The organism is Bradyrhizobium sp. LTSP849, from assembly GCF_000938255.1.
Taxonomy (GTDB): Bacteria; Pseudomonadota; Alphaproteobacteria; order Rhizobiales; family Xanthobacteraceae; genus Bradyrhizobium.
In genome coordinates, this window is the sequence record NZ_JYMR01000056.1 from 527,816 (window position 1) to 551,639 (window position 23,824).

The following is a 23,824-nucleotide window of genomic DNA, read 5'->3' on the forward strand; positions in this document are numbered from 1 at the left end:
TCGGTCGATCCTAGTACGGTCGTGCCGGTGAGGCCATGCAGCAGATGGTCTCGACCGGACCGCGCGGCTCTCGTTCCCGTTTCGGATCAAAAGCCGCATCGCCCGAGGTGGTTCTCAATAGGGGAAAGCGCTATTTTGAAATGTCTCCGGCCTGACAATTCTGCGACAAAGTTTTTCGGGCGAAGACGGCCTCCATCTTTCGTCGGATGGCGGCCGAAACGGCTGTGTTGCAGTGCAGCAGAACAATGGAGTGACGAAACGGTGCGGCTGGCTTCGGGATCATGATTTCAGAGGATCAACTGAAGCGCGTCGCTGCCTGGTCGCGTGAGCTTACCGAGCGTGAGATCGAGGTCGCCCGCGCGGGAATCACGGAACGGTCCTACGGCACCGGCGAGACCGTGTTCATGCGCGGCGACAAGTTCGATTATTGGGCGGGCATGGTGAGCGGCCTTGCCCGCATGGGTGGGGTCTCGCGCGACGGTAAGGAGACGAGCCTTGCGGGCCTGACAGCGGGTGCCTGGTTCGGCGAGGGCAGCGTGCTCAAGAACGAGCCGCGCCGCTATGACGTGGTCGCACTGCGCGACAGTCGTGTCGCGCTGATGGAACGCACCGCCTTCATGTGGCTGTTCGAGAACAGCGTCGGCTTCAACCGCTTCCTGGTGCGGCAGCTCAACGAGCGGCTCGGCCAGTTCATCGGCATGCTCGAGGTCAACCGCACGCTCGATGCCACCGCGCGCCTCGCCCGCGGCATCGCCTCGCTGTTCAACCCGATCCTCTACCCGGAATCGACCGCGCATCTGGAGATCACGCAGGAGGAGATCGGCGCGCTCTCGGGCATGTCCCGTCAGAACGCCAACCGCGCGCTGAACCGGCTGGAGAAGGAGGGGCTGCTGCGGCTCGAATACGGCGGTGTCACCATCCTCGATGTCGAGCGGCTGCGTGGGTACGGGGACTAGAGCATTTCATGACTTGATTGAATCGAAGGGATTCCGGTTTTGGTCGATTTGTGATTCAAGATGCTGGCTGGATCGGAGGCCAGCACTGGATGACCCGACCTCTTTCCCTCGATCTTCGCGAGCGTGTAGTGGCGTCGATTTTGGCCGGCGAGAGCTGCCGGTCGGTGGCGGACCGGTTTGGCGTTGCGGTCTCGTCGGTCGTGAAGTGGTCGCAACGGCACCGGGCGACCGGTTCGGTTGCGCCAGGCAAAATGGGCGGTCACGGCAAGCCTGTGCTGGATCTGCATCGGGCCTTCATCGTCGAGCGGATCGCTCAGACACCGCACCTGACGCTGCACGGGCTGAAGGCGGAACTGGCGGCGCGCGGGGTCAAGGTCTCGCACCACGCGGTCTGGATGTTCCTGCGCCGCGAAGGGCTGCGGTTCAAAAAAAACGCTATTCGCCCTTGAGCAGGCCCGCGCTGACGTCTCCCGCAGGCGTCAACGCTGGCGATCCTGGCAGGCCGGGCTCGATCCGAGCCGGCTCGTCTTCATCGACGAGACATGGATCAAAACCAACATGGCCCCGTTGCGGGGATGGGGACCCAAGGGCTCGCGGCTGCGAGGCTTCGCGCCCCACGGCCACTGGCGTACCCTGACCTTCCTCGGCGCGCTCCGCCACGATCAGCTCACGGCGCCTTGCGTTTTTGATGGGCCGATCAACGGTGAATGCTTCCGCGCCTATGTCGAGCACCTTCTCCTGCCGACCCTGCGCGAAGGCGACATCGTCATTCTCGACAATCTCGGAAGCCACAAATCGAAAGCCGTCAGGTAAATGATCCAATCGGTGGGAGCCAGGCTTTGGTACTTGCCGCCTTACTCGCCCGACCTCAACCCGATCGAGCAAGCCTTCGCCAAGATCAAACATTGGATGCGGCACGCGCAGAAGCGCACCATCGAGGACACATGGCGACACATCGGTCACCTCGTCGAGGCGATCCAACCGCCAGAATGCGCAAACTACTTCGCCAACGCCGGATACGCTTCAATTAAAACATGAAACGCTCTAGCGCGTATTTGCGGGTGCGTGCAGCGGCCAGAGGTCGGTGCGCCAGCGGATCGCGATCGCCAGCATCGCGATGAAGCCCGCGGTGGCATAGAGCGAGCCCGTCGCGGAATAGCCGATGATGTCGATCAGGCTGCCGGCCGCGAGTAACCCCAGCGGCATGCCGTAGATCACCATCATACGCACGCCCATCACGCGGCCGCGAAGGTGTGCGCTGGCCGTCCGCATCAGGATCACGGCAGCGGAAATCATCGACATGCTCTGGGCGATGCCGGCGAGAACCAGACAGGCCATCGCCACTGGCATGGTCCTGATTTCGACGAACACCACTAACATGGTGTACCAGGCCAGCGTCGCGCCGATCATAAGCCGGGCAATGCGCAGTCCGCTGACGAGGGTGAGCGTGATCGAGCCGATCAGCGAGCCGACGGCGAAGCTCGCCGAGAGATAACCAAGACCGGTCTGGTCCGTGTGAAAGATGTCCCGCGCGATGTAGGGCAGCAATCCGCCTGTAAAAGGAAATGCGGTGAGATTGGCCAGGAAGGCGACGCACAGCGCTGCGCGCATTCCCGGGCCATTCCAGGCGTAGACGATGCCTTCCTTGAGGTCGTCCAGCAATCGCGAGACCGCATGGCCGTTCGCCGGAAGAGTGCTCGTGGTTACGGACCTCTCCGGTCGGGTCAGGCAGAGCATGAGAAGCGCGGCGACGAAGTAGAGACAGGCAATCGCCACATAGACGAGGCCAATGCCGAGGACGGCGAACAGCCCCGCCCCCGTCAACGCTCCGGCGATGCGCGCGCTGTCCTGCGTCGTGCGCGCAACGCTGATGGCGCCCACCAGCTGTTTGGCTGGCATGATGTCGGCAAGCAGCGCGCCGCGGATGCCGAGATCCGAGGGACGGATCAGGCCCATGATCGCGACGATGATCATGACTCTCAGTGGCGACAGGTGACCGGTCAGCGCTAGAATCATGATGGTCGACGAGAGCACCGTATAGGTGAGGCGCATCGCCACGAGGAGATCGCGATGACCTATGCGGTCGCCGATCATGCCGAACACCGGCGCGACCAATGTCCCGACGAATTGCAGCGACGCAAGCACTGTGAGCAGAAGCACCGAGCCGGTCTCGACCAGGATGTACCAGCCAAGCACAAGCGTCTCCACCTCGAACGCCCAGGATGTGAGCAGATCGGATGGCCATTGAAAGCGATAATTGCGGATGTGGAACGGTGCGAGCGCGGAAGTTCGTGCGTCTGTGCTCAAGACGCGATGACGCGTGTCACGGCGATTCCCTGCCTTGTTGCTTCTTCTTCTATCCAGGACCGTAGCGCCAGTGATGCCTGTGTCAATCGGAACTGCCGCAGGCCGATCCCGCGTTCGGCTCTTACCTTGCCGCGGTCTTCGGCTTGCGCTCTGCCAGCGCCACCGCCATCGCCGAGATCAGCGGGCGCATGAAATAGGCTTCATCGGCCGGCGCGATGTCCGTGCGCAAGCCGTGCGCGGCGAGTTCGCCCGAGACCGCCGGTCCCACCGAGGCGATCAGCGTCCGCTCGAACCCTGTGCGCAGCTTTGCCTCGCTGCCATGTGCCTTCGCGGCTTCGATCAGACGGCGGACCTGGCCGAGATTGGTCAGCGCGATGGAATCGATCCGCCCCTCCGCCATGTCGTTGATGGCGGCGACGATGTTGGCGTCCGCGGCCTTGGAGTCGTAAACATAAGGCAGCACGGAATCGACCTCGGCACCTTGCGCGGAGAGCGCGCCGGTCAGCGCGCTGTGGTCCTTGTCGGGATAGAGCTGGAGGCCGAGGCGGCGTCCCCTGAGATCGAGTTTCGCCAGCATCTCGATCACGCCCTCGGTGGTCGGCTTTTCCGTGGTCTGCTGCGCCTCGAGCGAGACCTCGCGCAGCGCCTTGCCGGGCTTCGGCCCGCGGGTGAATTTTCGCGATTTGGCGAGGGCCACGACAAAAGCCTGGTCGATCCCGCGCGCGATGGCGAGCTTCATCATTCGCCGCAGGCCCTCACCGGTCATCAGCACGAGATCGTCAAACGGCTTGTCGATGGCGCGGCGGATCCAGGCTTCGACCGGAGACGGGTCCGGCGCATCTTGGATCGTGAACATCGGGCATTGCACGACCTCGGCGCCTTGCTCGGCCAGCAGCTTGGAAAATTGCGCCTCCTCGCGCGTTTCCAGGATCAGGATGCGGGTGCCGTTCAAGCGGTCGGCCATGGGCGTGCTCCGGTGAGTCAAAATCGCAATCGTACGTTCATCCTGACTCTGTCGCCGGGATTGGCGCAAGGGTGGGGTCGGTGATAGAGCAGGGCGCAAATCGCGGGTTGTTCCGCGGCCTTTGCACAAACCTTCATCAAGAGCCATTTTTTCAACAGTCATGCCCGATCATCAATATGTCCTGACCCTGTCCTGTCCGGATCGCCCCGGCATCGTCTCCGCGGTGTCGACCTTTCTGTCCCACAATGGACAGAACATCCTCGACGCCCAGCAGTTCGACGACGTCGAGACAAAGAAGTTCTTCATGCGGGTGGTGTTCACCGCGGCCGATCTCGCGGTGGAGCTTGCGGCGCTCCAGACCGGCTTTGCCGCGATCGCGGAACGTTTCGGCATGGAGTGGCAGATGCGCGACCGCGCCGCGCATCGCAAGGTGATGCTGCTGGTGTCGAAGTCCGACCACTGCCTGGTCGACATCCTCTATCGCTGGCGCACCGGCGAGCTGCCGATGAATTTGGCCGCGATCGTCTCCAACCATCCGCGCGAGGTCTATGACGGGCTCGATTTCGGCGGGACCCCGTTTCACTATCTGCCGGTCACCAAGGAGACCAAGCGCGAGCAGGAGGCGCAGATCCTCGATCTCGTTGCCAAGACCGGGACTGATCTCGTGGTGCTCGCCCGCTACATGCAGATCCTGTCGGACGATCTGTCGGCAAAACTGTCCGGCCGCTGCATCAACATCCACCATTCGTTCCTGCCGGGCTTCAAGGGTGCAAAGCCCTATCATCAGGCCCACGAGCGCGGCGTGAAGCTGATCGGCGCCACCGCCCATTACGTCACCCGCGACCTCGACGAAGGCCCGATCATCGACCAGGACGTCGAGCGCATCAGCCATCGCGACACGCCGGAAGATCTCGTCCGCAAGGGCCGTGACATCGAGCGCCGTGTGCTGGCGCGCGCGATCCGCTACCATCTCGACGACCGCGTCATTCCGAATGGGCGCAAGACCGTGGTGTTCATGGATTGATGTTTCTTCCCTCTCCCCGCAAGCGGGGCGAGAAAGCGCATTGTCCTAATGCACCGCGTCGCCCGACGTTGAGCCTGTGGTGCCCTTCTGCGCCTGCTCTTCTTTCTCGCGATCGGCCGCCGGCATCAGGCGCTTGCGCTCGCGCTCCTTCAGATAGGCATCGTATTGCGGCGTGCCTGGCCGCGGTGGTGCGTCGGCCGGCAGGCCGCCGGCCCATTGCGGGACGTAGTCGCCCATGCCGGCAGAGAGCTTCTCGTTGACCGTGCCGCAGCCGGACAGCCCCGCGGCGAGCGCGAGGAGGATCAGGAGAGAACGGAAACGCATGGACATTACGGGCGCCGGAATCGGAGTGGTCGTACGCCGGGTCACCAGCGGTCAGGAACGGTAGCCTTCAACAAGGTAAAATTGGCTTATTCGAGGTAGGTACGAAAATACCAAAGTGCGACGAGCTGCATGGTGCGCCGATGTCTGAATTCTGCAAATGAAAGGCGCAATCCTCCATCCACGCCGGCAGCGGCATTTCTAGACTGTGGCGATCGGCTCGCGACAATCTGGCTTGGCCCGCGACGGGGCTTTTTCGTTGACAGGTCCATTTTATTTGTACAATCGTACAAATAGGCGCGGCCAAAATCGAGGTGCTCGGGTTACCCCGACGTTACCGCGATACAGCTCCCGCCGTCGGCAATCGGAACGCTCGGCTTGTGCCGAATGGTCGCCAAACGTCCGATTGACAATGAGGGCGCGGAAGACGCCATGTGGCGCGCGACATCACTCGCGCGTGAGCTAAAATAAGGCCAAGGACCGGGCACTCGGTCCGGCGCACAAGAGGACAGGAATGAAGGGGAGGGACATCTGATGTTCGAACGCAAACAGTTTTCAGCGATCGCCGCCGTTGCAGCCATCGCGGGTCTTGCGGCCGCCGTGCCGGCCAAGGCCGAGGACACCGTCAAGGTCGGCCTGATTTTGCCGATGACCGGCGGCCAAGCCTCGACCGGCAAGCAGATCGAGAATGCGATCAAGCTCTATATGCAGCAAAAGGGCGACACCGTCGCCGGCAAGAAGGTCGAAATCATCCTCAAGGACGACGCAGCGATTCCGGACAAGACCAAGACCGCCGCGCAGGAGCTGATCGTCAACGACAAGGTCAATTTCATCGCCGGTTTCGGCGTGACGCCGGCCGCGCTCGCGGCTGCTCCGCTGGCAACCCAAGCCAAGATTCCGGAAGTCGTGATGGCGGCCGGTACCTCCATCATCACCGAGCGCTCGCCCTATATCGTGCGCACCAGCTTCACCCTGGCGCAGTCCTCGACCATCATCGGCGACTGGGCGGTGAAGAACAGCATCAAGAAGGTGGCGACGCTGACCTCGGACTACGCGCCGGGCAATGACGCGCTCAACTTCTTCAAGGAGCACTTCACCGCCGGCGGCGGCGAGATTGTCGAAGAGGTCAAGACGCCGCTTGCCAATCCCGACTTCGCCCCGTTCCTCCAGCGCATGAAGGACGCGAAACCCGACGCGATCTTCGTGTTCGTGCCGGCCGGCCAGGGCGGCAACTTCATGAAGCAATATGCCGAGCGTGGCCTCGACAAGGCCGGCATCAAGGTGATCGGACCGGGCGACGTCACCGACGACGACCTCCTCAACAACATGGGCGACGCCGTGCTCGGCACGGTCACAGCGCATCTTTATTCCGCGGCGCATCCCTCGCAGATGAACAAGGACTTCGTCGCGGCCTACAAGAAGGCCTACGGCACCCGTCCGGGCTTCATGGCGGTGAGCGGCTATGACGGCATCCACCTGATCTACGAAGCGCTGAAGAAGACGGGTGGCGACACCGACGGCACCAAGCTGATCGAGGCCATGAAGGGCCAGAAGTGGGAAAGCCCGCGTGGCCCGATCTCGATCGACCCCGAGACCCGCGACATCGTGCAGAACATCTACATCCGCAAGGTCGAGAAGGTTGACGGCGAGCTCTATAACGTCGAGTTCGCGACCTTCGAGGCCGTCAAGGATCTCGGCAAGACCAAGAAATAAGGGCGCGCCGTTTGCATGGCGCGCGCCGCGAACTCGCTGCACCTCTCCCGCTTGCGGGAGAGGTCGGCGCAAAGCGCCGGGTGAGGGTTCTCTCCACATTGGGAGCGTTCATTGCGGAAGCACCCCCACCCCAGCCCTCCCCCGCAAGCGGGAGAGGGAGTGCAGCATGGCCCTCGGTTACACTTGAGATGATTTCTGACGCCAGATGACCTCAATCCTCACCAACCTGTTCGATGGCGTTGCCTACGGCATGCTGCTGTTCGTGCTGGCCTGCGGGCTCGCGGTCACGCTCGGCCTGATGAACTTCGTCAACCTCGCCCACGGTGCCTTCGCCATGGCCGGCGGCTATGTCTGCATGGTGCTGGTCAACCGGATGGGCTGGCCGTTCTTTGCCGCGCTGCCGCTTGCCTTCGTCTCCGCTGCCGCCATCGGCATCGTGCTCGAACGTCTGCTCTATCGTCATCTCTACGCCCGCAGTCATCTCGACCAGGTGCTTTTCACCATCGGTCTGACATTCATGTCGGTTGCGGCCGTCGACTACATCCAGGGCTCGTCGCGGGTCTTCATCAATTTGCCGGCCGCGCTCCAGGGCCAGTTTGACCTGTTCGGCGTCGGCATCGGCCGTTACCGGCTGATGATCATTGTGATCTGCGGCCTGCTCACCATCGCGCTCCAGATGGTGCTGGCCAAGACCCGTTTTGGCAGCCGCCTGCGCGCGGCGGTCGATGATCCCCGCGCGGCGAGTGGCCTCGGCATCAACGTGCCGCAGGTGTTCGCCTTCACATTCGCATTTGGCTGTGGCCTCGCCGGCCTCGGTGGTGCGCTGAGCGCAGAGATCCTCGGCCTCGATCCGTATTTCCCGCTAAAATTCATGATCTATTTTTTGATCGTGGTCACCGTCGGCGGCTCCTCCTCGATCACCGGCCCGTTCCTGGCCTCGCTGCTGCTCGGCATTGGTGACGTCGCCGGCAAATATTACGTGCCGAAGATGGGCCCCTTCGTGATCTACACCATGATGATCGTGATCCTGATCTGGCGCCCGAACGGCTTGTTCGGCCGCACGGCCGCGCGTTGAGTTTGCCGATGAACGCTTCTTCCGACGTCGGTTATCACGCCCAGCGCCAGGCCCGCTGGCATTATGGCGAGGCCGCTTTCTGGCTCGTCGTGCTGGCCTGCGGCTTCCTGTTTCCCACGCGCTATCTGATCATGACCGACATCCTGCGGTTGGCGCTGTTTGCGATGTCGCTCGATCTCATCCTCGGCTATGCCGGCATCGTCTCGCTCGGCCACGCCGCCTTCTTCGGTGCCGGTGCCTATGCCGCCGGGCTGCTTGCGCTTCACGGCATCATCAACGAGCCCGTGCTGGCGCTGATCGTCGCGGGGGTGGTCGCGATGGTGCTCGGCTTTGCCACGAGCTTCCTGGTGATCCGCGGCGTCGACCTGACGCGGCTGATGGTCACGCTCGGCATCGCGCTGCTGCTTGAGGCGCTGGCCGAACGTTTCTCAAACATCACCGGGGGCACCGATGGCCTGCAAGGCATCGAGATGCAGCCGATCTTCGGCGAGATCCCGTTCGACATGTTTGGCAAGGCGGGCTTCTTCTATTCGCTGGCCGTGCTGTTCGTCTTGTTCCTGCTTGCTCGCCGCATCGTGCATTCGCCGTTCGGGCTGTCGCTGCGCGCGATCAAGAACAATCCGCTGCGCGCCGCCGCGATCGGCATCCCCGTCAACCGCCGCCTGATCGCGATCTACACGCTGGCTGCCTTCTATGCCGGCATTGCGGGAGCTCTGTTCACCCAGACCACCGCGATCGCCTCGCTTGACGTGTTCGCCTTCGACCGCTCCGCAGACCTGATGCTGGTGCTCGTCATCGGCGGCACCGGCTATCTCTATGGCGGGCTGATCGGCGCGGTGCTGTTCCGCCTGCTCCAGGAATTGTTCTCCACCATCACCCCGCAATATTGGCAGTTCTGGATCGGCCTGGTGCTGGTCGTGATCGTGCTCGTCGGCCGCCAGCGCCTGCATCGCTGGATGCTGTATGTACCCAACCTGGTGATCAAGCAGATTGCCGGGCGCAAGGCCGTCGTTGCCGTGCCGGAGAGCGATTCATGACCATCGCGCTCGAAACCCAAAACCTCGAAAAGCAGTTCGGCGGCCTGCGCGTCACCCGCGATCTTTCCTTGAAGATCGAGCAGGGCGCCCGCCATGCACTGATTGGTCCGAACGGCGCCGGCAAGACCACGGTGATCAACCAGCTCACCGGCGTGCTCAAGCCGAATTCGGGGCGCATCCTGCTCGAAGGCCAGGACATCACCGACCTTCCCGTGCACAAGCGCGTGCTGCGTGGCCTGTCGCGTACCTTCCAGATCAACCAGCTCTATCCGGACCTGACGCCGCTCGAGACGATTGGCTTGGCCGTCTCCGAACGCCTCGGTCATGGCGGCGACTGGTGGCGGCGCATGGGGACGCGCAGCGACGTCAACGGCGAAATCGCCGATCTGCTCAAGCGCTTCCATCTGCTCGACGTCATGAACGAGCAGACCGTGACGCTGCCTTACGGCAAGCAGCGCCTGCTTGAGATCGCGGTCGCGATTGCCGCCAAGCCGCGCGTGCTGTTGCTGGACGAGCCCGCCGCCGGCGTGCCCGAAAGCGAGCGCCACGACATTCTCGCGGTCGTAGGCAGCCTGCCGCGCGACGTCACCGTGCTGCTGATCGAGCATGACATGGATCTCGTATTCTCCTTTGCCGACCGCATCTCGGTGCTGGTCTCGGGCGCGCTGCTGACCGAGGGGCCGCCCGACCAGGTCGCGCGGGACCCTCAGGTCAAGGCGGTCTATCTCGGCGAGGAGGCGGTCAATGTCTGACCTGCTCGCAATTGACTCACTTCGCGCCGGTTATGGCGAGGCGGTGGTGCTGCCCAACATGTCCCTCCGCCTGGCCGAAGGCCAGGTGCTGGCGCTGTTGGGGCGTAACGGCACCGGCAAGACCACGCTGATCAATTCCATCGTCGGTGTCACCCGCCGTTTCTCCGGCAGCGTCGCGCTCGCCGGCACCGATGTCACCACCTTGCGGCCCGACCAGCGGGCGCGCGCCGGCATCGGCTGGGTGCCGCAGGAGCGCAACATCTTCCGCTCGCTGACGGTGGAAGAGAACATGACGGCGGTGGCGCAGCCGGGCCCCTGGACCGTCGAGAGGGTCTACGACATGTTTCCGCGGCTGAAGGAGCGGCGGAGCAATTTTGGCAACCAGCTCTCCGGCGGCGAACAGCAGATGCTGGCGATCGGCCGCGCGCTCACCCTCAACCCAAAAGTCCTGCTGCTGGACGAGCCGACCGAGGGCCTGGCCCCCATCATCGTCGAGGAGCTGTTGAAGGCGATCGGCACCATCACCCGGGCCGGCGGCATCTGCTCAATCATCGTCGAGCAGAACGCGCAAAAGATTCTGGGGCTCGCCGACCGTGTTGTGATATTGGAGCGCGGAACGATCGTCCACGACGCCCCGAGCGCCGCGCTGAAGGCCGACCCGTCGGTCCTGGAGCGCCACCTCGGCGTCGCAGGGGCGGCGGCCCACTAGAATTTTGGGAGAGACAAGAAATGCAGCGAACCAAAGCCCCGTTCCGCGCCGACGAAGTCGGCAGCCTCCTGCGCCCTGCCAAGATCAAGGAAGCCCGCAGCCGGCTCGAGAAGGGCGAAATCTCGGCCGATGATCTGCGCAAGATCGAGGACATGGAGATCGAGAAGGTCGTGCATAAGCAGGCCTCGGTCGGCCTGAAGCTCGCGACCGACGGCGAATTCCGCCGTTCCTGGTGGCATTTCGACTTCCTTGCCAAGCTCACCGGCTGCGAGTTGTTCCACCCCGACGCCGGCATCCAGTTCGCGGGCGTGCAGACCCGTCATGACGCGGTCCGGGTGATCGACAAGCTCGACTTCCCCGATGACCATCCGATGCTGGATCACTTCCGCTTCCTGAAGAAGGCCGCCGACCAGGCCCACGTCACCGCGAAGATGACGATCCCCTCGCCGGCGGTGTTGCACTTCCGCGGTGGCCGCAAGGCGATCTCCAAGGACATCTATCCCGACCTCGACGCTTTCTACCAGGATCTCGGCAAGACCTATCGGAAAGCCGTCAAGGCGTTCTACGACGCCGGCTGCCGCTATCTCCAGTTCGACGACACGGTCTGGGCCTATCTCTGCTCGCCGGACGAATTGCAGAAGGCGCGCGAGCGCGGCGACAATCCGGAAGGCCTCCAGCAGATCTACGCGCGCGTCATCAACTACGCGCTGGCCGAGAAGCCCGCCGACATGGTGGTGACCACGCATGTCTGCCGCGGCAATTTCCGCTCGACCTGGATCTCCTCGGGTGGCTACGAGCCGGTCGCCGAGACCATGCTCGCCGGCACCAATTACGACGGCTATTTCCTGGAATACGATTCCGACCGCGCAGGCGGCTTCGAGCCGCTGCGCTTCCTGCCCAAGGGCAACAAGGTCGTCGTGGTCGGTGTCATCACCTCGAAGTTTGGCGAACTCGAGAAGAAGGACGACATCAAGCGCCGTCTGGAAGAGGCCGCCAAGTTCGTCCCGCTGGAGCAGCTCGCAGTCTCCCCGCAATGCGGCTTCGCCTCGACGGAAGAGGGCAATATCCTCTCCGAAGAGGAGCAGTGGGCCAAGCTCGGCCTCGCGGTCGAGATCGCGAAGGAAGTTTGGGGCCAGTAAGTCTCCACACGCTCGCTGTCATTCCCCGCGAAGGCGGGGAATCCAGTACGCCGCGGCCTTTCCGTATCGCACGCGGCCTCTGGAATACTGGATCGCCCGCTTTCGCGGGCGATGACAGCTGAATGCATGGTGGGTAGCGCGCGCTCAATCGCCGCCTCACTTCTCCGCCAGATAAACCTCACCCAGCAGCGACGAGTTCGACCACGGCACCTGCTTGCTCTTCGTGGTCGAGACCACTTCGGCCCGCACCCGCGTCAGCATCTGCTGCACCTCGAGCCCCGGCGTGCCGATGTGTCGGGAGAGGGCGGCGGAGAACGGTGAGTTGGCGCCTTCGCCGTCGAGCGCGACCTGGCCCGGCGCTGTAGCGAATGCGATCAGCGTGCCGGCGCCGAGCGTTGCGCCGGCACCGAGGCTCGTCGGCGCGGCGAGGCCCGAGGCGCCCTCGATGCCGCGGTTGGTGCCGGCGGATGCGACATGCTGGGCCATCGGATTGTTGCGGCAGGCATCGAAGATCAGGATGTTGGTACGGACCTGGTCGTCGAGGCCGGCCATGATCGTGTCCATGTCGATCATCGCCTCCGTCATGCTCGCACCCGGCTTGAGTTCGACGTCGACGGGAATGAGATAGTTGCGGCCGTCGACCTGCACGCCATGGCCGGCATAATAGACCACCACGATCTGCGCCCGCGCCGCGTCACGCAAAAAGTCGCGTGTCATCTTCTGCATCGCCGCGCGGTCGAGATCGACACCTTCAGACACGGTGAAGCCGATGTCGCGCAGGCTCCTGGCGACGGCGCGCGCGTCGTTGGGCGGATTTGGCAGCGCCTTGACATGCGCATACGCGCCGTTGCCGATGATCAGCGCCATGCGCATGCCACGAACGGCCGGAGCGGGCGAGGGGGCGGTGTTCGTCTGCTGTGAGGCAGGCGCCGCCGTCGGCTGTGTCGTCGGAGCGGGCGCATCGCGCGGGATCGGCGCGCTCGCATCCGTCACCAAGGACAGCCGCACTTTGGCGGTGGCCTGATTGGCCTTGCTGCCGGCATCCGACGCCACGATCGCCAGCGTGGCCTTGTAGTCATCTTGCGCGCGGGCATAGTCGCCCTTCGCCTCATAGGCCAACGCGCGATGGGTGTAGCCCGAGATCAGCACGCTGTTCGGCGGCGTCATGATGTTGACCGGCGGCTTTTCCTTCGCAAGCCGGATCGCCTCGGAACCATCGGCAATCGCGCGATCGAGATCGCCTTTGGCGCGCCAGATCGCGGTGCGGTTGATCAACGGCTGCGGCAGCGTCGGGTCGAGTCGGATCGCCTGGTTGATGTCGGCGAGCGCGCCGTCGAGATCGCCGAGCGCCCCTTTCGCGATGCCGCGGTTCTGGAACGAGAACGCCGATCTCGGATCGACCTTGATCGACATGTCGTAGTCGGCGATCGCCTTGGCGTAGTCACCCTTGCCGCGCCAGGCATTGCCGCGATTGTGGAAGATGATGCCGCTCGACGGTCCTAGCTTCAATGCATCATCAAAATCGGCGATCGCGATGTCGTAGTCGCCCTTGTCGTAATAGGCCGATCCCCTGAGATTGTAGACCGCCTGGCTCGGCTGGAGCCGGATCGCCTCAGTGGTGTCAGCGATGACTTTTGCGTAGTCGCCCTTCTTGTTCCAGCCCACGGCGCGCCAGAAATAGACGGTCGCCAGCTGCTCGCCCTTGAATACCTTCAGCGCGATGATCTTGGCGCAGGCGTCGACCATCTGGTCCGCCGGCGTGGTGTCGGTGGTGCAGAGCGGCCCAAGCTGGCTGCGTGCCTGCGCGGATGCGGGCGCGGTCCACAGGGCTGCGGCAAGGAGCGAGAGCGCGACGAGCAGGCGGCCCATGGCGATGGTCCCGTCAGAGGAGAAGCGCCTGTTTGTTGCCCGGGGGCGGGCTGGGGTTCACCGCTCCCGCCATGGCCAACGTATCAGGGGAGGGATTCAGTCCCCTATTTCCTCAGTGGGCAGAATTTGCTAAGAGGCAATCCCCAATCCTTCTGCCCACTCCCGTCCCACCGATGAAAAACGACGAAATCCTCAGCCAAATCACCGAGTTCTGCCGTCAGGCGGACATGGCGGAATCGACGTTTGGCCGGCGCGCGGTGAACGATGGGAAGCTGGTGCACCGGCTGCGTGAAGGCAAGCGCATCACCATCGACACGCTGGACCGGATCCAGGCCTATATGGCCGCATCGACAACCGGCGGCCTGCCGCCGCCGCGCGGACTTCAGGTGCCGCCGGAAAAGCGCGATCCCCGCAGCAATTTCCGCTTCTTCGAGAACCGACAGAAGTACCTGCTGTTCGTCCACACCTGTAGCGAGAAGCGGGTGGTCGCGGAGCGCGTCGCCCTGGAGCTTGCCAGCATCCATCCCCGACCGCCGGCGTTGCGCGTGTTCGACGCCGGCGTCGGCGACGGCTCGGTGCTGGCGCGCGTGCTGCGCTCGACGCATCAGCGCTTTCCCCACATGCCGTTCTACGTTGCCGGCAAGGAGCTCAGCCTGGAGGATGTCCGGCTGACGTTGGACAAGGTCCCGGACCGGTTATTCGAGCATCCGGCCTCGGTGTTCGTGTTCACCAACATGCATTACGCGGAGGCGCCCTGGCTCACGCCGGCGTCGCCTGCGGCGGCCGCCGCCACCGTCTGGCACGAGGTGCCGCTGCGGGGAGACTCATCCGGTGATTTCGAGACGCAGATTGCGGAGCTGAAGCCGTTTCTGGAGCAGAACTGGCGCGCAGCCATCAGCCCACGCACGGGCATGCCCTTGTACGAGCGGCCGGTCGTGCTGGTGCTCTACCGCGAGGACCACAGGTTCCTGCTGGATTCGACCATTCCCCGGCCGGGCCAGACCGAGGCCAATTTCGACCTCATCATTGCATCCCAGCCATACCGTGCCCTGTCCTCAGTCAATTTCAGGGCAAAACGGATCATTGCACCGCTGGCGCGGGCATTGCGGGCAGGGGGCCGCCTGATCGGAATTCACTCCCACGGCCAGGATCCGGGCATGGAAATGATCCAGGCCATCTGGCCTGGAGAAAATCCTTTCGCCGTCAGCCGTCATGAGCTATTGCGCGCCGTTAAGTACGAACTCGGATCGTTGGGCCGCGACCTAAATTTTAATGTTTATGCGGATAACCGCTCGATCTTCAGGTATGATATGGAAGCGCTGCCCAACGAGGTAACGGGTACCATCGGAACCTCGACGGCCTTTGCAGCGTGGAATGCGGCGGTGTATGTCGCTCAGATTGAGGACGACCGGTTGGCAGATATGACTCAAAACGGCCGCACTCTGGATGCCGCCAGGGACGTGCTGCGAAAGTACAACGGGCTCTGGTTTCTTGACGAATCCTACGTCATCTCGCGCCGGCGCGATTGACATAATCCAAGAGTAAACATCGCAAACGCCCGCCGAGTGCGGCGGGACAAGGGGTTACTGATGCGCGCGTCCTATCTCTTCACTAGCGAGTCCGTGTCCGAAGGCCATCCGGACAAGGTCTGCGACCGGATCTCCGATGAGATCGTCGATTTGTTCTACCGCGAGGGGCCCAAGGCCGGCATCGACCCGTGGCAGATCCGCGCCGCCTGCGAGACGCTCGCGACCACCAACAAGGTGGTGATTGCGGGTGAGACCCGCGGTCCCGCATCGGTCACCAACGAGCAGATCGAAGGCGTCGTGCGCGCTGCGATCAAGGACATCGGCTACGAGCAGGACGGCTTCCACTGGAAGACCGCCGATATCGAGATCCTGCTGCATCCGCAGTCGGCCGACATCGCCCAGGGCGTCGACGCGCTTCAGCCGGGTGAGGTCAAGGAAGAAGGTGCTGGCGACCAGGGCATCATGTTCGGTTACGCCACCAACGAGACGCCGGATCTGATGCCGGCGCCGATCTTCTACGCCCACAAGATCCTCCGCCTCATCTCCGAAGCCCGTCACTCCGGCAAGGAGAAGGTGCTCGGTCCGGACTCCAAGAGCCAGGTCACCGTGCAGTACGAGAACGGCAAGCCGGTCGGCGTGCGCGAGATCGTGGTGTCGCATCAGCATCTGGTCGAGGACATCTCGTCCAAGCAGATCCGCGACATCGTCGAGCCCTATGTGCGCGAGGCGCTGCCGAAGGATTGGATCACGCCGAAGACCATCTGGCACATCAACCCGACCGGCAAGTTCTACATCGGCGGTCCCGATGGTGACTCCGGCCTGACCGGCCGCAAGATCATCGTCGATACCTATGGTGGCGCGGCTCCGCATGGTGGCGGCGCGTTCTCCGGCAAGGATCCGACCAAGGTCGATCGTTCTGCCGCCTACGCCGCGCGCTACGTCGCCAAGAACATTGTCGCTGCTGGTCTTGCCGACCGCTGCACGCTTCAGCTCGCCTATGCGATCGGCGTGGCGCGTCCGCTGTCGATCTACATCGACACCCACGGCACCGGTAAGGTGTCGGAGGATCAGCTCGAGAAGGCCGCCGCCAAGGCGATGGACCTCACCCCGCGCGGCATCCGCAGCCATCTCGACCTCAACCGTCCGATCTACGCGCGCACCTCGGCCTACGGCCATTTCGGCCGCACGCCCGACAACGAGGGTGGTTTCTCCTGGGAGAAGACCGACCTCGTCGAGCAGCTCAAGCGCGCGCTCTAATTCTTGTGCGTCATTCCGGGTTCGCGCGCGAACCCGGATCCTTAAATCCTCACGTCGCGATTCCGGGGCGCCTCTTCGAGGTGTCCCGGAATGCCCGTTCAACAATAGGACACTCGCAATGAACGCGAAGCCCGGCTTCACCGATTACATCGTCAAGGACATGTCGCTCGCCGATTTCGGCCGCAAGGAACTCTCGTTGGCCGAGACCGAGATGCCCGGACTGATGGCCACGCGCGAAGAATACGGCCCGAAGCAGCCGCTGAAGGGCGCGCGCATCGCCGGCTCGCTGCATATGACGATCCAGACTGGCGTGCTGATCGAGACGCTCGCCGCACTCGGCGCCGATATCCGCTGGGTCTCCTGCAACATCTATTCGACGCAGGACCACGCCGCGGCGGCGATCGCTGCCGCCGGCATTCCCGTCTTCGCCGTCAAAGGCGAGACGCTGGCTGAGTATTGGGACTACACCGCAAAACTGTTCGACTGGCACGGCGGCGGTCACCCGAACATGATCCTCGATGACGGTGGCGATGCCACCATGTACGTCCATCTCGGTCTGCGCGCCGAGAACGGCGACACCGCGTTCCTGGACAAGCCGGGTTCGGAAGAAGAGGAAGTCTTCTTCGCGCTGTTGAAGAAGCAGCTCAAGGAAAAGCCGAAGGGCTACTTCGCCGAGATCGCCAAGAGCATCAAGGGCGTTTCCGAAGAGACCACCACGGGTGTGCATCGTCTCTATGACATGCAGAAGGCCGGCACGCTGCTGTGGCCCGCCATCAACGTCAATGACAGCGTCACCAAGTCGAAATTCGACAACCTCTATGGCTGCCGTGAATCGCTGGTCGACGGCATCCGCCGCGGCACCGACGTGATGATGTCGGGCAAGGTCGCGATGGTCGCGGGCTTCGGCGACGTCGGCAAGGGCTCGGCGGCCTCGCTGCGCCAGGCCGGCTGCCGCGTCATGGTCTCCGAAGTCGATCCGATCTGCGCGCTCCAGGCCGCGATGGAAGGCTATGAGGTCGTGACCATGGAAGACGCGGCACCCCGCGCCGACATCTTCGTCACCGCGACCGGCAACAAGGACATCATCACCATCGAGCACATGCGCGCGATGAAGGATCGCGCCATCGTCTGCAACATCGGCCACTTCGACAACGAGATCCAGATCGCGGGTCTGCGCAACCTGAAGTGGACCAACATCAAGCCGCAGGTCGACGAGATCGAATTCCCCGACAAGCACCGCATCATCATGCTGTCGGAAGGCCGCCTCGTGAACCTCGGCAACGCCATGGGCCATCCGTCGTTCGTGATGTCGGCCTCCTTCACCAACCAGACGCTGGCGCAGATCGAGCTGTTCGCCAACAATAAGGACGGCAAGTACAAACAGGAAGTCTACGTGCTGCCGAAGTCGCTCGACGAGAAGGTGGCCCGGCTGCATCTCGCCAAGATCGGCGTCAAGCTGACCGAGCTTCGCAAGGACCAGGCCGACTACATCGGCGTCAAGCAGGAAGGCCCGTACAAGTCGGACCACTACCGCTACTGAGATTGCACGCATTTGCGAGACAAAGGCCCCGGAGCGATCCGGGGCTTTTTTCTTATGTCTTCCCTGTGATACGCTTACAGGTAGAGCCGAAACAAGCCTGCCACTTCTGCAGCGGGCGGCCGCCTTTCCGTTCATTGTCAGAAAGCATTTGGAGGAAGCGCGATGTCCAGTGAAGCCAACGTTCGACTGCTGACGGAAGCCTATCGCCTATGGAACGACAGCAAGGGTCAAAGCGTCGACCATTGGTTCGACAGCGTCATTGGCCCACAGATCAGCTTCGGCTCGATTCCGCGGGGAGTTGAGCCGATGGCATTCGCCACGCAGTACGATGATCCTGCGAAGCTTCGCGGTTATTTCGACGGTCTGCTAGCTGATTGGGCCATGCAATACTACACGATCAACGAGTTTGTCGCGCAAGGCGATGCCGTCTTCGCGCGCGGCACATGCGCCTGGACCAACAAGCGTACCGGAAAGGTCGCGGAGACGCCGAAGGTCGATTTCTGGCGCTTCAAGGACGGCAAAGCGGTCGAGTTCTACGAGTATTTCGACACCGCTTGCGTCATCGGCGCGGCAACCCCTTGACGGTTGCAATTCGGCGCGGCGCTGCCCATCCTGTGCCGAGGGAGAACGCCATGACCGAAGCCATAGAACATTTCGACGTATTGATCGTCGGTGCCGGCCTGTCCGGCATCGGCGCGGGCTATCATCTCCAGTCCAAATGCCCGAGCAAGAGCTACGTCATCCTCGAGGGCCGCGACTGCATCGGCGGCACCTGGGATCTGTTCCGTTATCCCGGCATCCGCTCCGACAGCGACATGTTCACGCTCGGCTATTCCTTCAAGCCGTGGACCGATCCGAAGGCGATCGCCGACGGCGCGCAGATCCTGAACTATGTGCGTGAGACCGCGGCCGAGAACGGCATCGAGACGCACATCCGCTTCCGCCATCGCGTGAAGCGCGCGTCGTGGTCGACGCATGATGCGCGCTGGACCGTTGAGGTCGAGCGCACGACAGGTGAAGGCGCGACCGAGCTCACGCGCTTCACTTGCAATTTCCTGTTCATGTGCGCCGGCTACTACAAATACGAGCAGGGCTATACGCCGGAGTTCAAGGGCGCGGCGGACTTTGCCGGCCGCGTCGTGCATCCGCAGAAATGGACCGAGGATATCGACTGTTCGGGAAAACGCGTCGTCGTGATCGGATCTGGCGCGACCGCGGTGACGCTGGTGCCGGAGCTCGCCAAGACGGCGGCACAGGTCACCATGCTCCAACGCTCGCCGACCTATGTGGTGTCGCGTCCGGCGCAGGATCCGGTGGCCAACAAACTGCGCCGCAATCTGCCGACGCGGCTTGCCTATCATGTGATCCGCTGGCGCAACGTGATGTGGGGGATGTTCTTCTTCCAGCTCAGCCGGCGCAAGCCCGCCAAGGTGAAGGATCTGATCCTCAAGGGCGTGCAGATGGCGCTCGGTCCCGATTACGATGTCGCGACGCATTTTACGCCGCGCTACAATCCCTGGGATCAGCGGCTGTGCCTCGTGCCCGATGGTGACCTGTTCAAGGCGATCCGCGAAAAGCGCGCCTCCGTCGTCACCAACGAGATCGACACCTTTACGCGCGACGGCATTCGCCTGAAGGACGGCAGCGAGCTTGCGGCGGATATCATCGTGACTGCGACGGGGCTGGTGCTTCAGGTCGTCGGCGGCCTCGAAGTCAGCGTCGATGGCCGCGCCGTCGATTTTGCCAACACGCTGACTTACAAGGGCATGATGTATGCGGACGTGCCGAACATGGCTTCGGCCTTCGGCTACACCAACGCGTCCTGGACGCTGAAATGCGATCTCACCTGCGAATATGTCTGCCGGCTCATCAACTACATGGACCGGCACAATTTCCGCCAGTGTATGCCGCATAATGACGATGCCACGATCACCGCGCAGCCGTCGCTCGATTTCACTTCGGGCTACGTGCAGCGTTCGGTGGCGAAAATGCCGAAGCAAGGCTCGAAGCAGCCGTGGCGGCTCTACCAGAACTACGCCTTCGACATCGTCTCTTTGCGCTTCGGCCGGATCGACGACGGCGTGATGCAGTATTCCTGATCGCCGCCGTCGCCGCTTCTATGCATTGCGCGTGGTGAGCGCGAGGCCAAGGTCGATCGCGAGCGCCAGCACCACGGCACCGCCGCCGAGAGCGAACAGGACGAGATAGTCGCCGCCGGTGTTCGCGTAGATCCAGGAGAAGCCGTAAGCCGCGGCAGCCTGGAATAGGGCAAAACTGGTTGTGGCTTGGCTCCATGTCGCGCGCTGCTGCTCGCTCGAATGCGGGAGGAGCTCATGAATGCGTCCGAGCACCAGCGGCACGATACCGGGCGTGAAGCCGCCGACCACGATGCTCGACACGATCAGCGACACCGGTGCGGTGCTGACGGTCGGCAGCAGCACGGCGGCCGCCTCGATCAGGAACGCGGCGCGCAAGGCGGGTCCGAAGCCGGATCTGTCGCCGAGATGGCCGGTCACCAGCGGGCCGACGATCGCGCCGAGGCCGTATAGCACCCAGTAGCGCGATCCCGCCGCGATGCCCTGGCCGAGGCCGCGCGCCACGAAGTCGACGATGAAGACCATGTGCGGCACCAGCGCCACCGCGTTGAGGCCATACTGGATCAGCAAAGCGCGGATGGCGGGCGAGGTGTGGCGCTGCTTCACGTGATGTTGCACAGGCGTTGCGTCGGCCTTCGCTTCCGCGGGCCAGTTCCACCAGCTTGCGAGCGTGAGCAGGGCCGAGAGCACGCCGAGGCCATACCAGCTCTGTTGCAAACCCTGCTGCAGGAGCAGCGGCACCAGCGTGCCCGATGCAGCGACGCCGAGACCGACGCCCGCAAAGATCACGCCGCCGACGATACCGCGCCTCGCGGGCGAGGTGTGCGGGAGAATGACGGAGGCCGCCAGCACCATGATGATGCCGCCGGTGAGTCCTGAGAGGAAACGCCAGGCGAAGAACCAGGTGAACGACACCGGCACTGAGCTGGCAAAGAAGGAAAGCGTCGCGAGCAACATCATCGCCCGTAGCGCGCCGACGGCACCGATGCGTCCGGCGACGGCTCGCGCCGCGAGCGCGCCGCCGAGATAGCCGGCCAGGTTGGCGGCGCCGAGATAAACAACGTCGGACGCGCTGAACCATTTTGCCGCGATCAACGCCGGGATCAACGGCGTATAAGAGAAGCGGGCGAGGCCAAGTCCGACGAGCGATGCGGACAGGCCCGCGACGGCATATCGCCAAGTTTGCTGCGGCGTTGATTGCGAATTCGATCCCGGCCGCTGATGCGGCCGGGCGTGGTGCTTGGTATCGGCGTTGAGTTCGGTCATGTCGTGCTCCTGCACCGGCTCAATGGCCGGCGCTCTGGCCGCCATCGACGTGCAGGATCTCGCCGGTGACGAAGGAGGCACCCTCGAGATAAAGCACAGCATCGACGATGTCGGACGTCTCGCCCATATGGCCGACGGGGTGCAGCGCGCCGAGCTGCGCATGTGTCTCGACCGCGTGCATCGGCGTCTTGATGATGCCGAGCGCGACCGCATTCACGCGGATGCCGCGCCTGGCATATTCGATCGCCAGCGACTTGGTGGCGGCGTTCAGGCCGCCCTTGGTCAGCGAAGCAAGCACCGACGGCACGTTCGAGTTGGCGTGATCAACCAGGCTGGTTGAGATCTGAACGACGTGGCCCGAACCCTGCTTTTCCATCTCGGCGATGGCGAGTTGCGTGATCCGGAAGAAGCCCGCGACGTTGACGCCCAAAACGGCCGCGTAGTCCTCGGCCGTGTACTGCGTGAATGGCTTCGCGACGAAAATGCCAGCATTGTTGACCAGCGTATCGACGCGGCCGAACCGGGCGACGGCTTGCGACACCACGCGTTCGGCGGTGCTCCAGTCGGCGATATCGCCGGGAACGGCAAGCACGTCATCGTCGCCCGACGGCTTGATGGAGCGTGCCGTCGCAACGACACGATAGTTGCGATCGCGAAACCGCTGGACGAGGGCAGCGCCGATGCCCTGCGAAGCACCGGTGATGATGGCGACCTTCTGCTCGATACCCATGATGGGCTCCTGTTGTTGGCTTGAGACCCTCTGCCGGTCAGCTGTGGGGCGGCGGCCGGCTTGGGTTGTGAGGTACGCCGCCGCCGTCCGGCTGCGAATACGCGCCGTCCGGCAGACATTCTTTCGCGGCGCGAACGAATGCTGGTTCGGCGCCCGGCGGCGGTTGTCGCGGCCGCGGCGAACGCCTAGTTTTCAGCCGGAATCTCAGGGGGCGGCGGGAAGCGCATGGATCGTCTGGATGCGATGAAGGTGTTCGTCCTTGCGGTGGACGAGGGGAGCCTTGCGGCCGCGGGACGCAAGCTCGGGCGCTCGCCGGCGGCAGTGAGCCGCGCCATTGCCTTCCTGGAGGGGCAGGTCGGCGCCGAGCTGCTGCATCGGACCACGCGCTCGATCAAGCTGAGCGAGGAGGGCGAGCGCTATGTCGCGATCTGCCGCCGCGTGCTCACCGAGCTCGAAGAGGCCGATGACATCGCGGCCGGACCGCGCGCGGCGCCCCGTGGTCTGCTCACGATCACCGCTCCAGTGGTCTCGGGGGAAATGGTGCTGCGGCCGATCCTCGATGCGTTTCTCGACGCCTATCCGACCGTGTCGGCAAAGCTCCTGCTGTTCGACCGCGCGGTCAATCTGATCGAGGAGGGCGTCGACGTCGCGCTTCGCATCGGCCCCCTCGCGGATTCGGCGATGGTGGCGATACGGATCGGCGAGATCAGCCGCGTCGTGGTGGCGGCTCCTCGCTATTTGAAGCAGCATCCGCGCATCGCCGAGCCCGGCGATCTCGCCAAGCATCAGATCGTGGCGATGGCGCATCTGCCCAATTCCTGGACTTTCGCGCCGCTGAAGAACTCATCGGTGCCGCGAACGGTGCAGTTCACGGCGCGCCTCATGGTCAACAGCACCTATGCCGCCGTGGCGTCGGCGGTGGCCGGGCGTGGCGTCGCGCGGATGTACTCGTACCAGGTGGCCGAGCAGGTCGCGCGTGGCGAGCTCGAGGTTTTGCTTGCCAGCGACGAGGATCCGGAGATGCCGGCACACCTGATCAGTCCGCAGGGCCGGCTTTCGGTGCCCAAGGTGCGCGCCTTCACCGATTTTGCCGTGCCGCGGCTGAAGAAGCATTTTGCGCAGCTCAAGAAGAGCCATCGGGGCGTGCTGAGCGGCCGGGAGGGCTACCGCGCCGCAACAATAAATGCGTTGTTTTGCGTATTCGGCCGCCGGGCTGAATCGGCCATCCTGCCCAAACGGTTAACGCCGAATTAACGGATGAGTCCTAGCCTGTCTCGGCCGGGGTTACTCGCAAGGCCGAGGTGAGCCCAATGGAAGCCCAGAAGATCGCGGTCGACGCCGTCGTCGCGTTGACCGATTGCGACCGCGACGCCGTCATCGCCTTCATTCGCCGGCTCTATCTCGCCGGCGTCACCGACCCCAAGCGCCTGACCTTCAAGGGTCTTCAGGCGCTGTCGCGGACCTGATCCGGCTCGTTTCGGTCCGTTTCGGCCCGATCTCTCGTCGGATGTTCTCCCCAGAGTGACCGCAACCCAGCGGT

The 23,824-nt window shown here is 63.6% G+C and carries 21 protein-coding genes and 1 pseudogene; 16 read left to right on the forward strand and 6 right to left on the reverse strand.

Going from position 1 to position 23,824, the window contains the following annotated elements:
• The first annotated feature begins 281 nt into the window (after window positions 1-281).
• Both UB31_RS39575 and UB31_RS41080 read left to right on the forward strand, forming a co-directional pair.
• Window positions 282-956, forward strand: a complete 675-nt coding sequence (locus tag UB31_RS39575; protein WP_045014692.1) for a Crp/Fnr family transcriptional regulator — start codon at window positions 282-284, stop codon at window positions 954-956.
• Between the two features lie 89 nt (window positions 957-1,045).
• Window positions 1,046-1,994: pseudogene (locus UB31_RS41080) on the forward strand (IS630 family transposase).
• Window positions 1,995-2,000: 6 nt separating this feature from the next.
• On the opposite strand, the gene UB31_RS39590 reads toward UB31_RS41080, so the two are convergent.
• Together UB31_RS39590 and UB31_RS39595 are read right to left on the reverse strand one after the other, a co-directional pair.
• Window positions 2,001-3,263: an MFS transporter gene (locus UB31_RS39590; protein WP_045014694.1), complete on the reverse strand. Its 1,263-nt coding sequence runs from the start codon at window positions 3,261-3,263 to the stop codon at window positions 2,001-2,003.
• Between the two features lie 121 nt (window positions 3,264-3,384).
• Window positions 3,385-4,227 (reverse strand): uroporphyrinogen-III synthase, encoded by an 843-nt coding sequence (locus tag UB31_RS39595; RefSeq protein WP_045014695.1) that lies wholly within the window; start codon window positions 4,225-4,227, stop codon window positions 3,385-3,387.
• A gap of 160 nt (window positions 4,228-4,387) precedes the next feature.
• Here UB31_RS39595 and purU point away from each other — a divergent pair, with 160 nt between their 5' ends.
• Entirely contained in the window at window positions 4,388-5,251 is an 864-nt protein-coding gene (purU, locus tag UB31_RS39600; RefSeq protein WP_045014696.1) for a formyltetrahydrofolate deformylase, read from the forward strand.
• A gap of 45 nt (window positions 5,252-5,296) precedes the next feature.
• On the opposite strand, the gene UB31_RS39605 is transcribed toward purU, so the two are convergent.
• Window positions 5,297-5,581 (reverse strand): hypothetical protein, encoded by a 285-nt coding sequence (locus UB31_RS39605; RefSeq protein WP_045001482.1) that lies wholly within the window; start codon window positions 5,579-5,581, stop codon window positions 5,297-5,299.
• Window positions 5,582-6,106: 525 nt separating this feature from the next.
• On the opposite strand from UB31_RS39605, the gene UB31_RS39610 reads away from it, so the two are divergent.
• The 6 genes from UB31_RS39610 to UB31_RS39635 all read left to right on the forward strand — a co-directional run bounded on the left by UB31_RS39610 (window position 6,107) and on the right by UB31_RS39635 (window position 11,997).
• On the forward strand, window positions 6,107-7,285 hold the full coding sequence (locus UB31_RS39610) for an ABC transporter substrate-binding protein (RefSeq protein WP_045001483.1): 1,179 nt from the start codon (window positions 6,107-6,109) through the stop codon (window positions 7,283-7,285).
• Window positions 7,286-7,490: 205 nt separating this feature from the next.
• Window positions 7,491-8,360: a branched-chain amino acid ABC transporter permease gene (locus UB31_RS39615; RefSeq protein WP_045001484.1), complete on the forward strand. Its 870-nt coding sequence runs from the start codon at window positions 7,491-7,493 to the stop codon at window positions 8,358-8,360.
• A gap of 8 nt (window positions 8,361-8,368) precedes the next feature.
• Window positions 8,369-9,397, forward strand: a complete 1,029-nt coding sequence (locus UB31_RS39620; protein ID WP_045014775.1) for a branched-chain amino acid ABC transporter permease — start codon at window positions 8,369-8,371, stop codon at window positions 9,395-9,397.
• Entirely contained in the window at window positions 9,394-10,149 is a 756-nt protein-coding gene (locus UB31_RS39625; protein WP_045014697.1) for an ABC transporter ATP-binding protein, read from the forward strand. The genes UB31_RS39620 and UB31_RS39625 overlap by 4 nt, the downstream gene beginning before the upstream one ends.
• Entirely contained in the window at window positions 10,142-10,858 is a 717-nt protein-coding gene (locus UB31_RS39630) for an ABC transporter ATP-binding protein (RefSeq protein WP_045014698.1), read from the forward strand. Before UB31_RS39625 ends, UB31_RS39630 begins: the two co-directional genes overlap by 8 nt.
• A 20-nt stretch (window positions 10,859-10,878) precedes the next feature.
• Window positions 10,879-11,997 carry a cobalamin-independent methionine synthase II family protein gene (locus tag UB31_RS39635; RefSeq protein WP_045014699.1) on the forward strand — a complete coding sequence of 373 codons (1,119 nt, stop codon included), beginning with the start codon at window positions 10,879-10,881 and terminating at the stop codon, window positions 11,995-11,997.
• A gap of 156 nt (window positions 11,998-12,153) precedes the next feature.
• On the opposite strand, the gene UB31_RS39640 is transcribed toward UB31_RS39635, so the two are convergent.
• Complete coding sequence (locus tag UB31_RS39640) at window positions 12,154-13,866, reverse strand: caspase family protein (RefSeq protein WP_045014700.1); 1,713 nt, start codon at window positions 13,864-13,866, stop codon at window positions 12,154-12,156.
• A 173-nt stretch (window positions 13,867-14,039) separates the two neighbouring features.
• Between UB31_RS39640 and UB31_RS39645 the strand changes: the two genes are divergently transcribed.
• The 5 genes from UB31_RS39645 (at window position 14,040) to UB31_RS39665 (ending at window position 20,291) form a co-directional block, all read left to right on the forward strand.
• Window positions 14,040-15,395 carry a hypothetical protein gene (locus UB31_RS39645; protein ID WP_045014701.1) on the forward strand — a complete coding sequence of 452 codons (1,356 nt, stop codon included), beginning with the start codon at window positions 14,040-14,042 and terminating at the stop codon, window positions 15,393-15,395.
• Between the two features lie 60 nt (window positions 15,396-15,455).
• Window positions 15,456-16,652: a methionine adenosyltransferase gene (gene metK / locus UB31_RS39650; RefSeq protein ID WP_045001491.1), complete on the forward strand. Its 1,197-nt coding sequence runs from the start codon at window positions 15,456-15,458 to the stop codon at window positions 16,650-16,652.
• A gap of 118 nt (window positions 16,653-16,770) precedes the next feature.
• A complete protein-coding gene (gene ahcY / locus UB31_RS39655; protein ID WP_045014702.1) occupies window positions 16,771-18,192 on the forward strand; it encodes an adenosylhomocysteinase in 1,422 nt (473 codons plus the stop codon).
• A 162-nt stretch (window positions 18,193-18,354) separates the two neighbouring features.
• Window positions 18,355-18,774 carry a nuclear transport factor 2 family protein gene (locus UB31_RS39660; RefSeq protein ID WP_045001494.1) on the forward strand — a complete coding sequence of 140 codons (420 nt, stop codon included), beginning with the start codon at window positions 18,355-18,357 and terminating at the stop codon, window positions 18,772-18,774.
• A gap of 50 nt (window positions 18,775-18,824) precedes the next feature.
• Complete coding sequence (locus UB31_RS39665) at window positions 18,825-20,291, forward strand: flavin-containing monooxygenase (RefSeq protein ID WP_045014703.1); 1,467 nt, start codon at window positions 18,825-18,827, stop codon at window positions 20,289-20,291.
• A gap of 18 nt (window positions 20,292-20,309) precedes the next feature.
• On the opposite strand, the gene UB31_RS39670 is transcribed toward UB31_RS39665, so the two are convergent.
• Window positions 20,310-21,554, reverse strand: a complete 1,245-nt coding sequence (locus UB31_RS39670) for an MFS transporter (RefSeq protein WP_045014776.1) — start codon at window positions 21,552-21,554, stop codon at window positions 20,310-20,312.
• Window positions 21,555-21,573: 19 nt separating this feature from the next.
• Window positions 21,574-22,284 (reverse strand): SDR family NAD(P)-dependent oxidoreductase, encoded by a 711-nt coding sequence (locus UB31_RS39675; protein WP_045014704.1) that lies wholly within the window; start codon window positions 22,282-22,284, stop codon window positions 21,574-21,576.
• 225 nt (window positions 22,285-22,509) lie between these two features.
• Here UB31_RS39675 and UB31_RS39680 point away from each other — a divergent pair, with 225 nt between their 5' ends.
• Both UB31_RS39680 and UB31_RS42395 read left to right on the forward strand, forming a co-directional pair.
• Window positions 22,510-23,538 carry a LysR family transcriptional regulator gene (locus UB31_RS39680; RefSeq protein ID WP_245306152.1) on the forward strand — a complete coding sequence of 343 codons (1,029 nt, stop codon included), beginning with the start codon at window positions 22,510-22,512 and terminating at the stop codon, window positions 23,536-23,538.
• Window positions 23,539-23,594: 56 nt separating this feature from the next.
• Window positions 23,595-23,750, forward strand: coding sequence for a hypothetical protein (locus UB31_RS42395; RefSeq protein WP_173896977.1), 156 nt, complete (start codon window positions 23,595-23,597; stop codon window positions 23,748-23,750).
• The last annotated feature ends 74 nt before the right edge of the window (window positions 23,751-23,824 follow it).

What these genes read in the sequence shown, in the direction of transcription:
- UB31_RS39660 (WP_045001494.1), top strand. Translation starts at nt 18,355, where the DNA reads ATGTCCAGTGAAGCCAACGTTCGACTGCTGACGGAAGCCTATCGCCTA.
- metK (WP_045001491.1), top strand. Translation starts at nt 15,456, where the DNA reads ATGCGCGCGTCCTATCTCTTCACTAGCGAGTCCGTGTCCGAAGGCCAT.
- UB31_RS39610 (WP_045001483.1), top strand. Translation starts at nt 6,107, where the DNA reads ATGTTCGAACGCAAACAGTTTTCAGCGATCGCCGCCGTTGCAGCCATC.
- UB31_RS39620 (WP_045014775.1), top strand. Translation starts at nt 8,369, where the DNA reads ATGAACGCTTCTTCCGACGTCGGTTATCACGCCCAGCGCCAGGCCCGC.
- UB31_RS39665 (WP_045014703.1), top strand. Translation starts at nt 18,825, where the DNA reads ATGACCGAAGCCATAGAACATTTCGACGTATTGATCGTCGGTGCCGGC.
- UB31_RS39635 (WP_045014699.1), top strand. Translation starts at nt 10,879, where the DNA reads ATGCAGCGAACCAAAGCCCCGTTCCGCGCCGACGAAGTCGGCAGCCTC.
- UB31_RS39615 (WP_045001484.1), top strand. Translation starts at nt 7,491, where the DNA reads ATGACCTCAATCCTCACCAACCTGTTCGATGGCGTTGCCTACGGCATG.
- UB31_RS39605 (WP_045001482.1), bottom strand. Translation starts at nt 5,581, where the DNA reads ATGTCCATGCGTTTCCGTTCTCTCCTGATCCTCCTCGCGCTCGCCGCG.
- purU (WP_045014696.1), top strand. Translation starts at nt 4,388, where the DNA reads ATGCCCGATCATCAATATGTCCTGACCCTGTCCTGTCCGGATCGCCCC.
- UB31_RS39575 (WP_045014692.1), top strand. Translation starts at nt 282, where the DNA reads ATGATTTCAGAGGATCAACTGAAGCGCGTCGCTGCCTGGTCGCGTGAG.
- UB31_RS39630 (WP_045014698.1), top strand. Translation starts at nt 10,142, where the DNA reads ATGTCTGACCTGCTCGCAATTGACTCACTTCGCGCCGGTTATGGCGAG.
- UB31_RS39640 (WP_045014700.1), bottom strand. Translation starts at nt 13,866, where the DNA reads ATGGGCCGCCTGCTCGTCGCGCTCTCGCTCCTTGCCGCAGCCCTGTGG.
- UB31_RS39670 (WP_045014776.1), bottom strand. Translation starts at nt 21,554, where the DNA reads ATGACCGAACTCAACGCCGATACCAAGCACCACGCCCGGCCGCATCAG.
- UB31_RS39680 (WP_245306152.1), top strand. Translation starts at nt 22,510, where the DNA reads ATGGATCGTCTGGATGCGATGAAGGTGTTCGTCCTTGCGGTGGACGAG.
- ahcY (WP_045014702.1), top strand. Translation starts at nt 16,771, where the DNA reads ATGAACGCGAAGCCCGGCTTCACCGATTACATCGTCAAGGACATGTCG.
- UB31_RS39645 (WP_045014701.1), top strand. Translation starts at nt 14,040, where the DNA reads ATGAAAAACGACGAAATCCTCAGCCAAATCACCGAGTTCTGCCGTCAG.
- UB31_RS42395 (WP_173896977.1), top strand. Translation starts at nt 23,595, where the DNA reads ATGGAAGCCCAGAAGATCGCGGTCGACGCCGTCGTCGCGTTGACCGAT.
- UB31_RS39595 (WP_045014695.1), bottom strand. Translation starts at nt 4,227, where the DNA reads ATGGCCGACCGCTTGAACGGCACCCGCATCCTGATCCTGGAAACGCGC.
- UB31_RS39625 (WP_045014697.1), top strand. Translation starts at nt 9,394, where the DNA reads ATGACCATCGCGCTCGAAACCCAAAACCTCGAAAAGCAGTTCGGCGGC.
- UB31_RS39675 (WP_045014704.1), bottom strand. Translation starts at nt 22,284, where the DNA reads ATGGGTATCGAGCAGAAGGTCGCCATCATCACCGGTGCTTCGCAGGGC.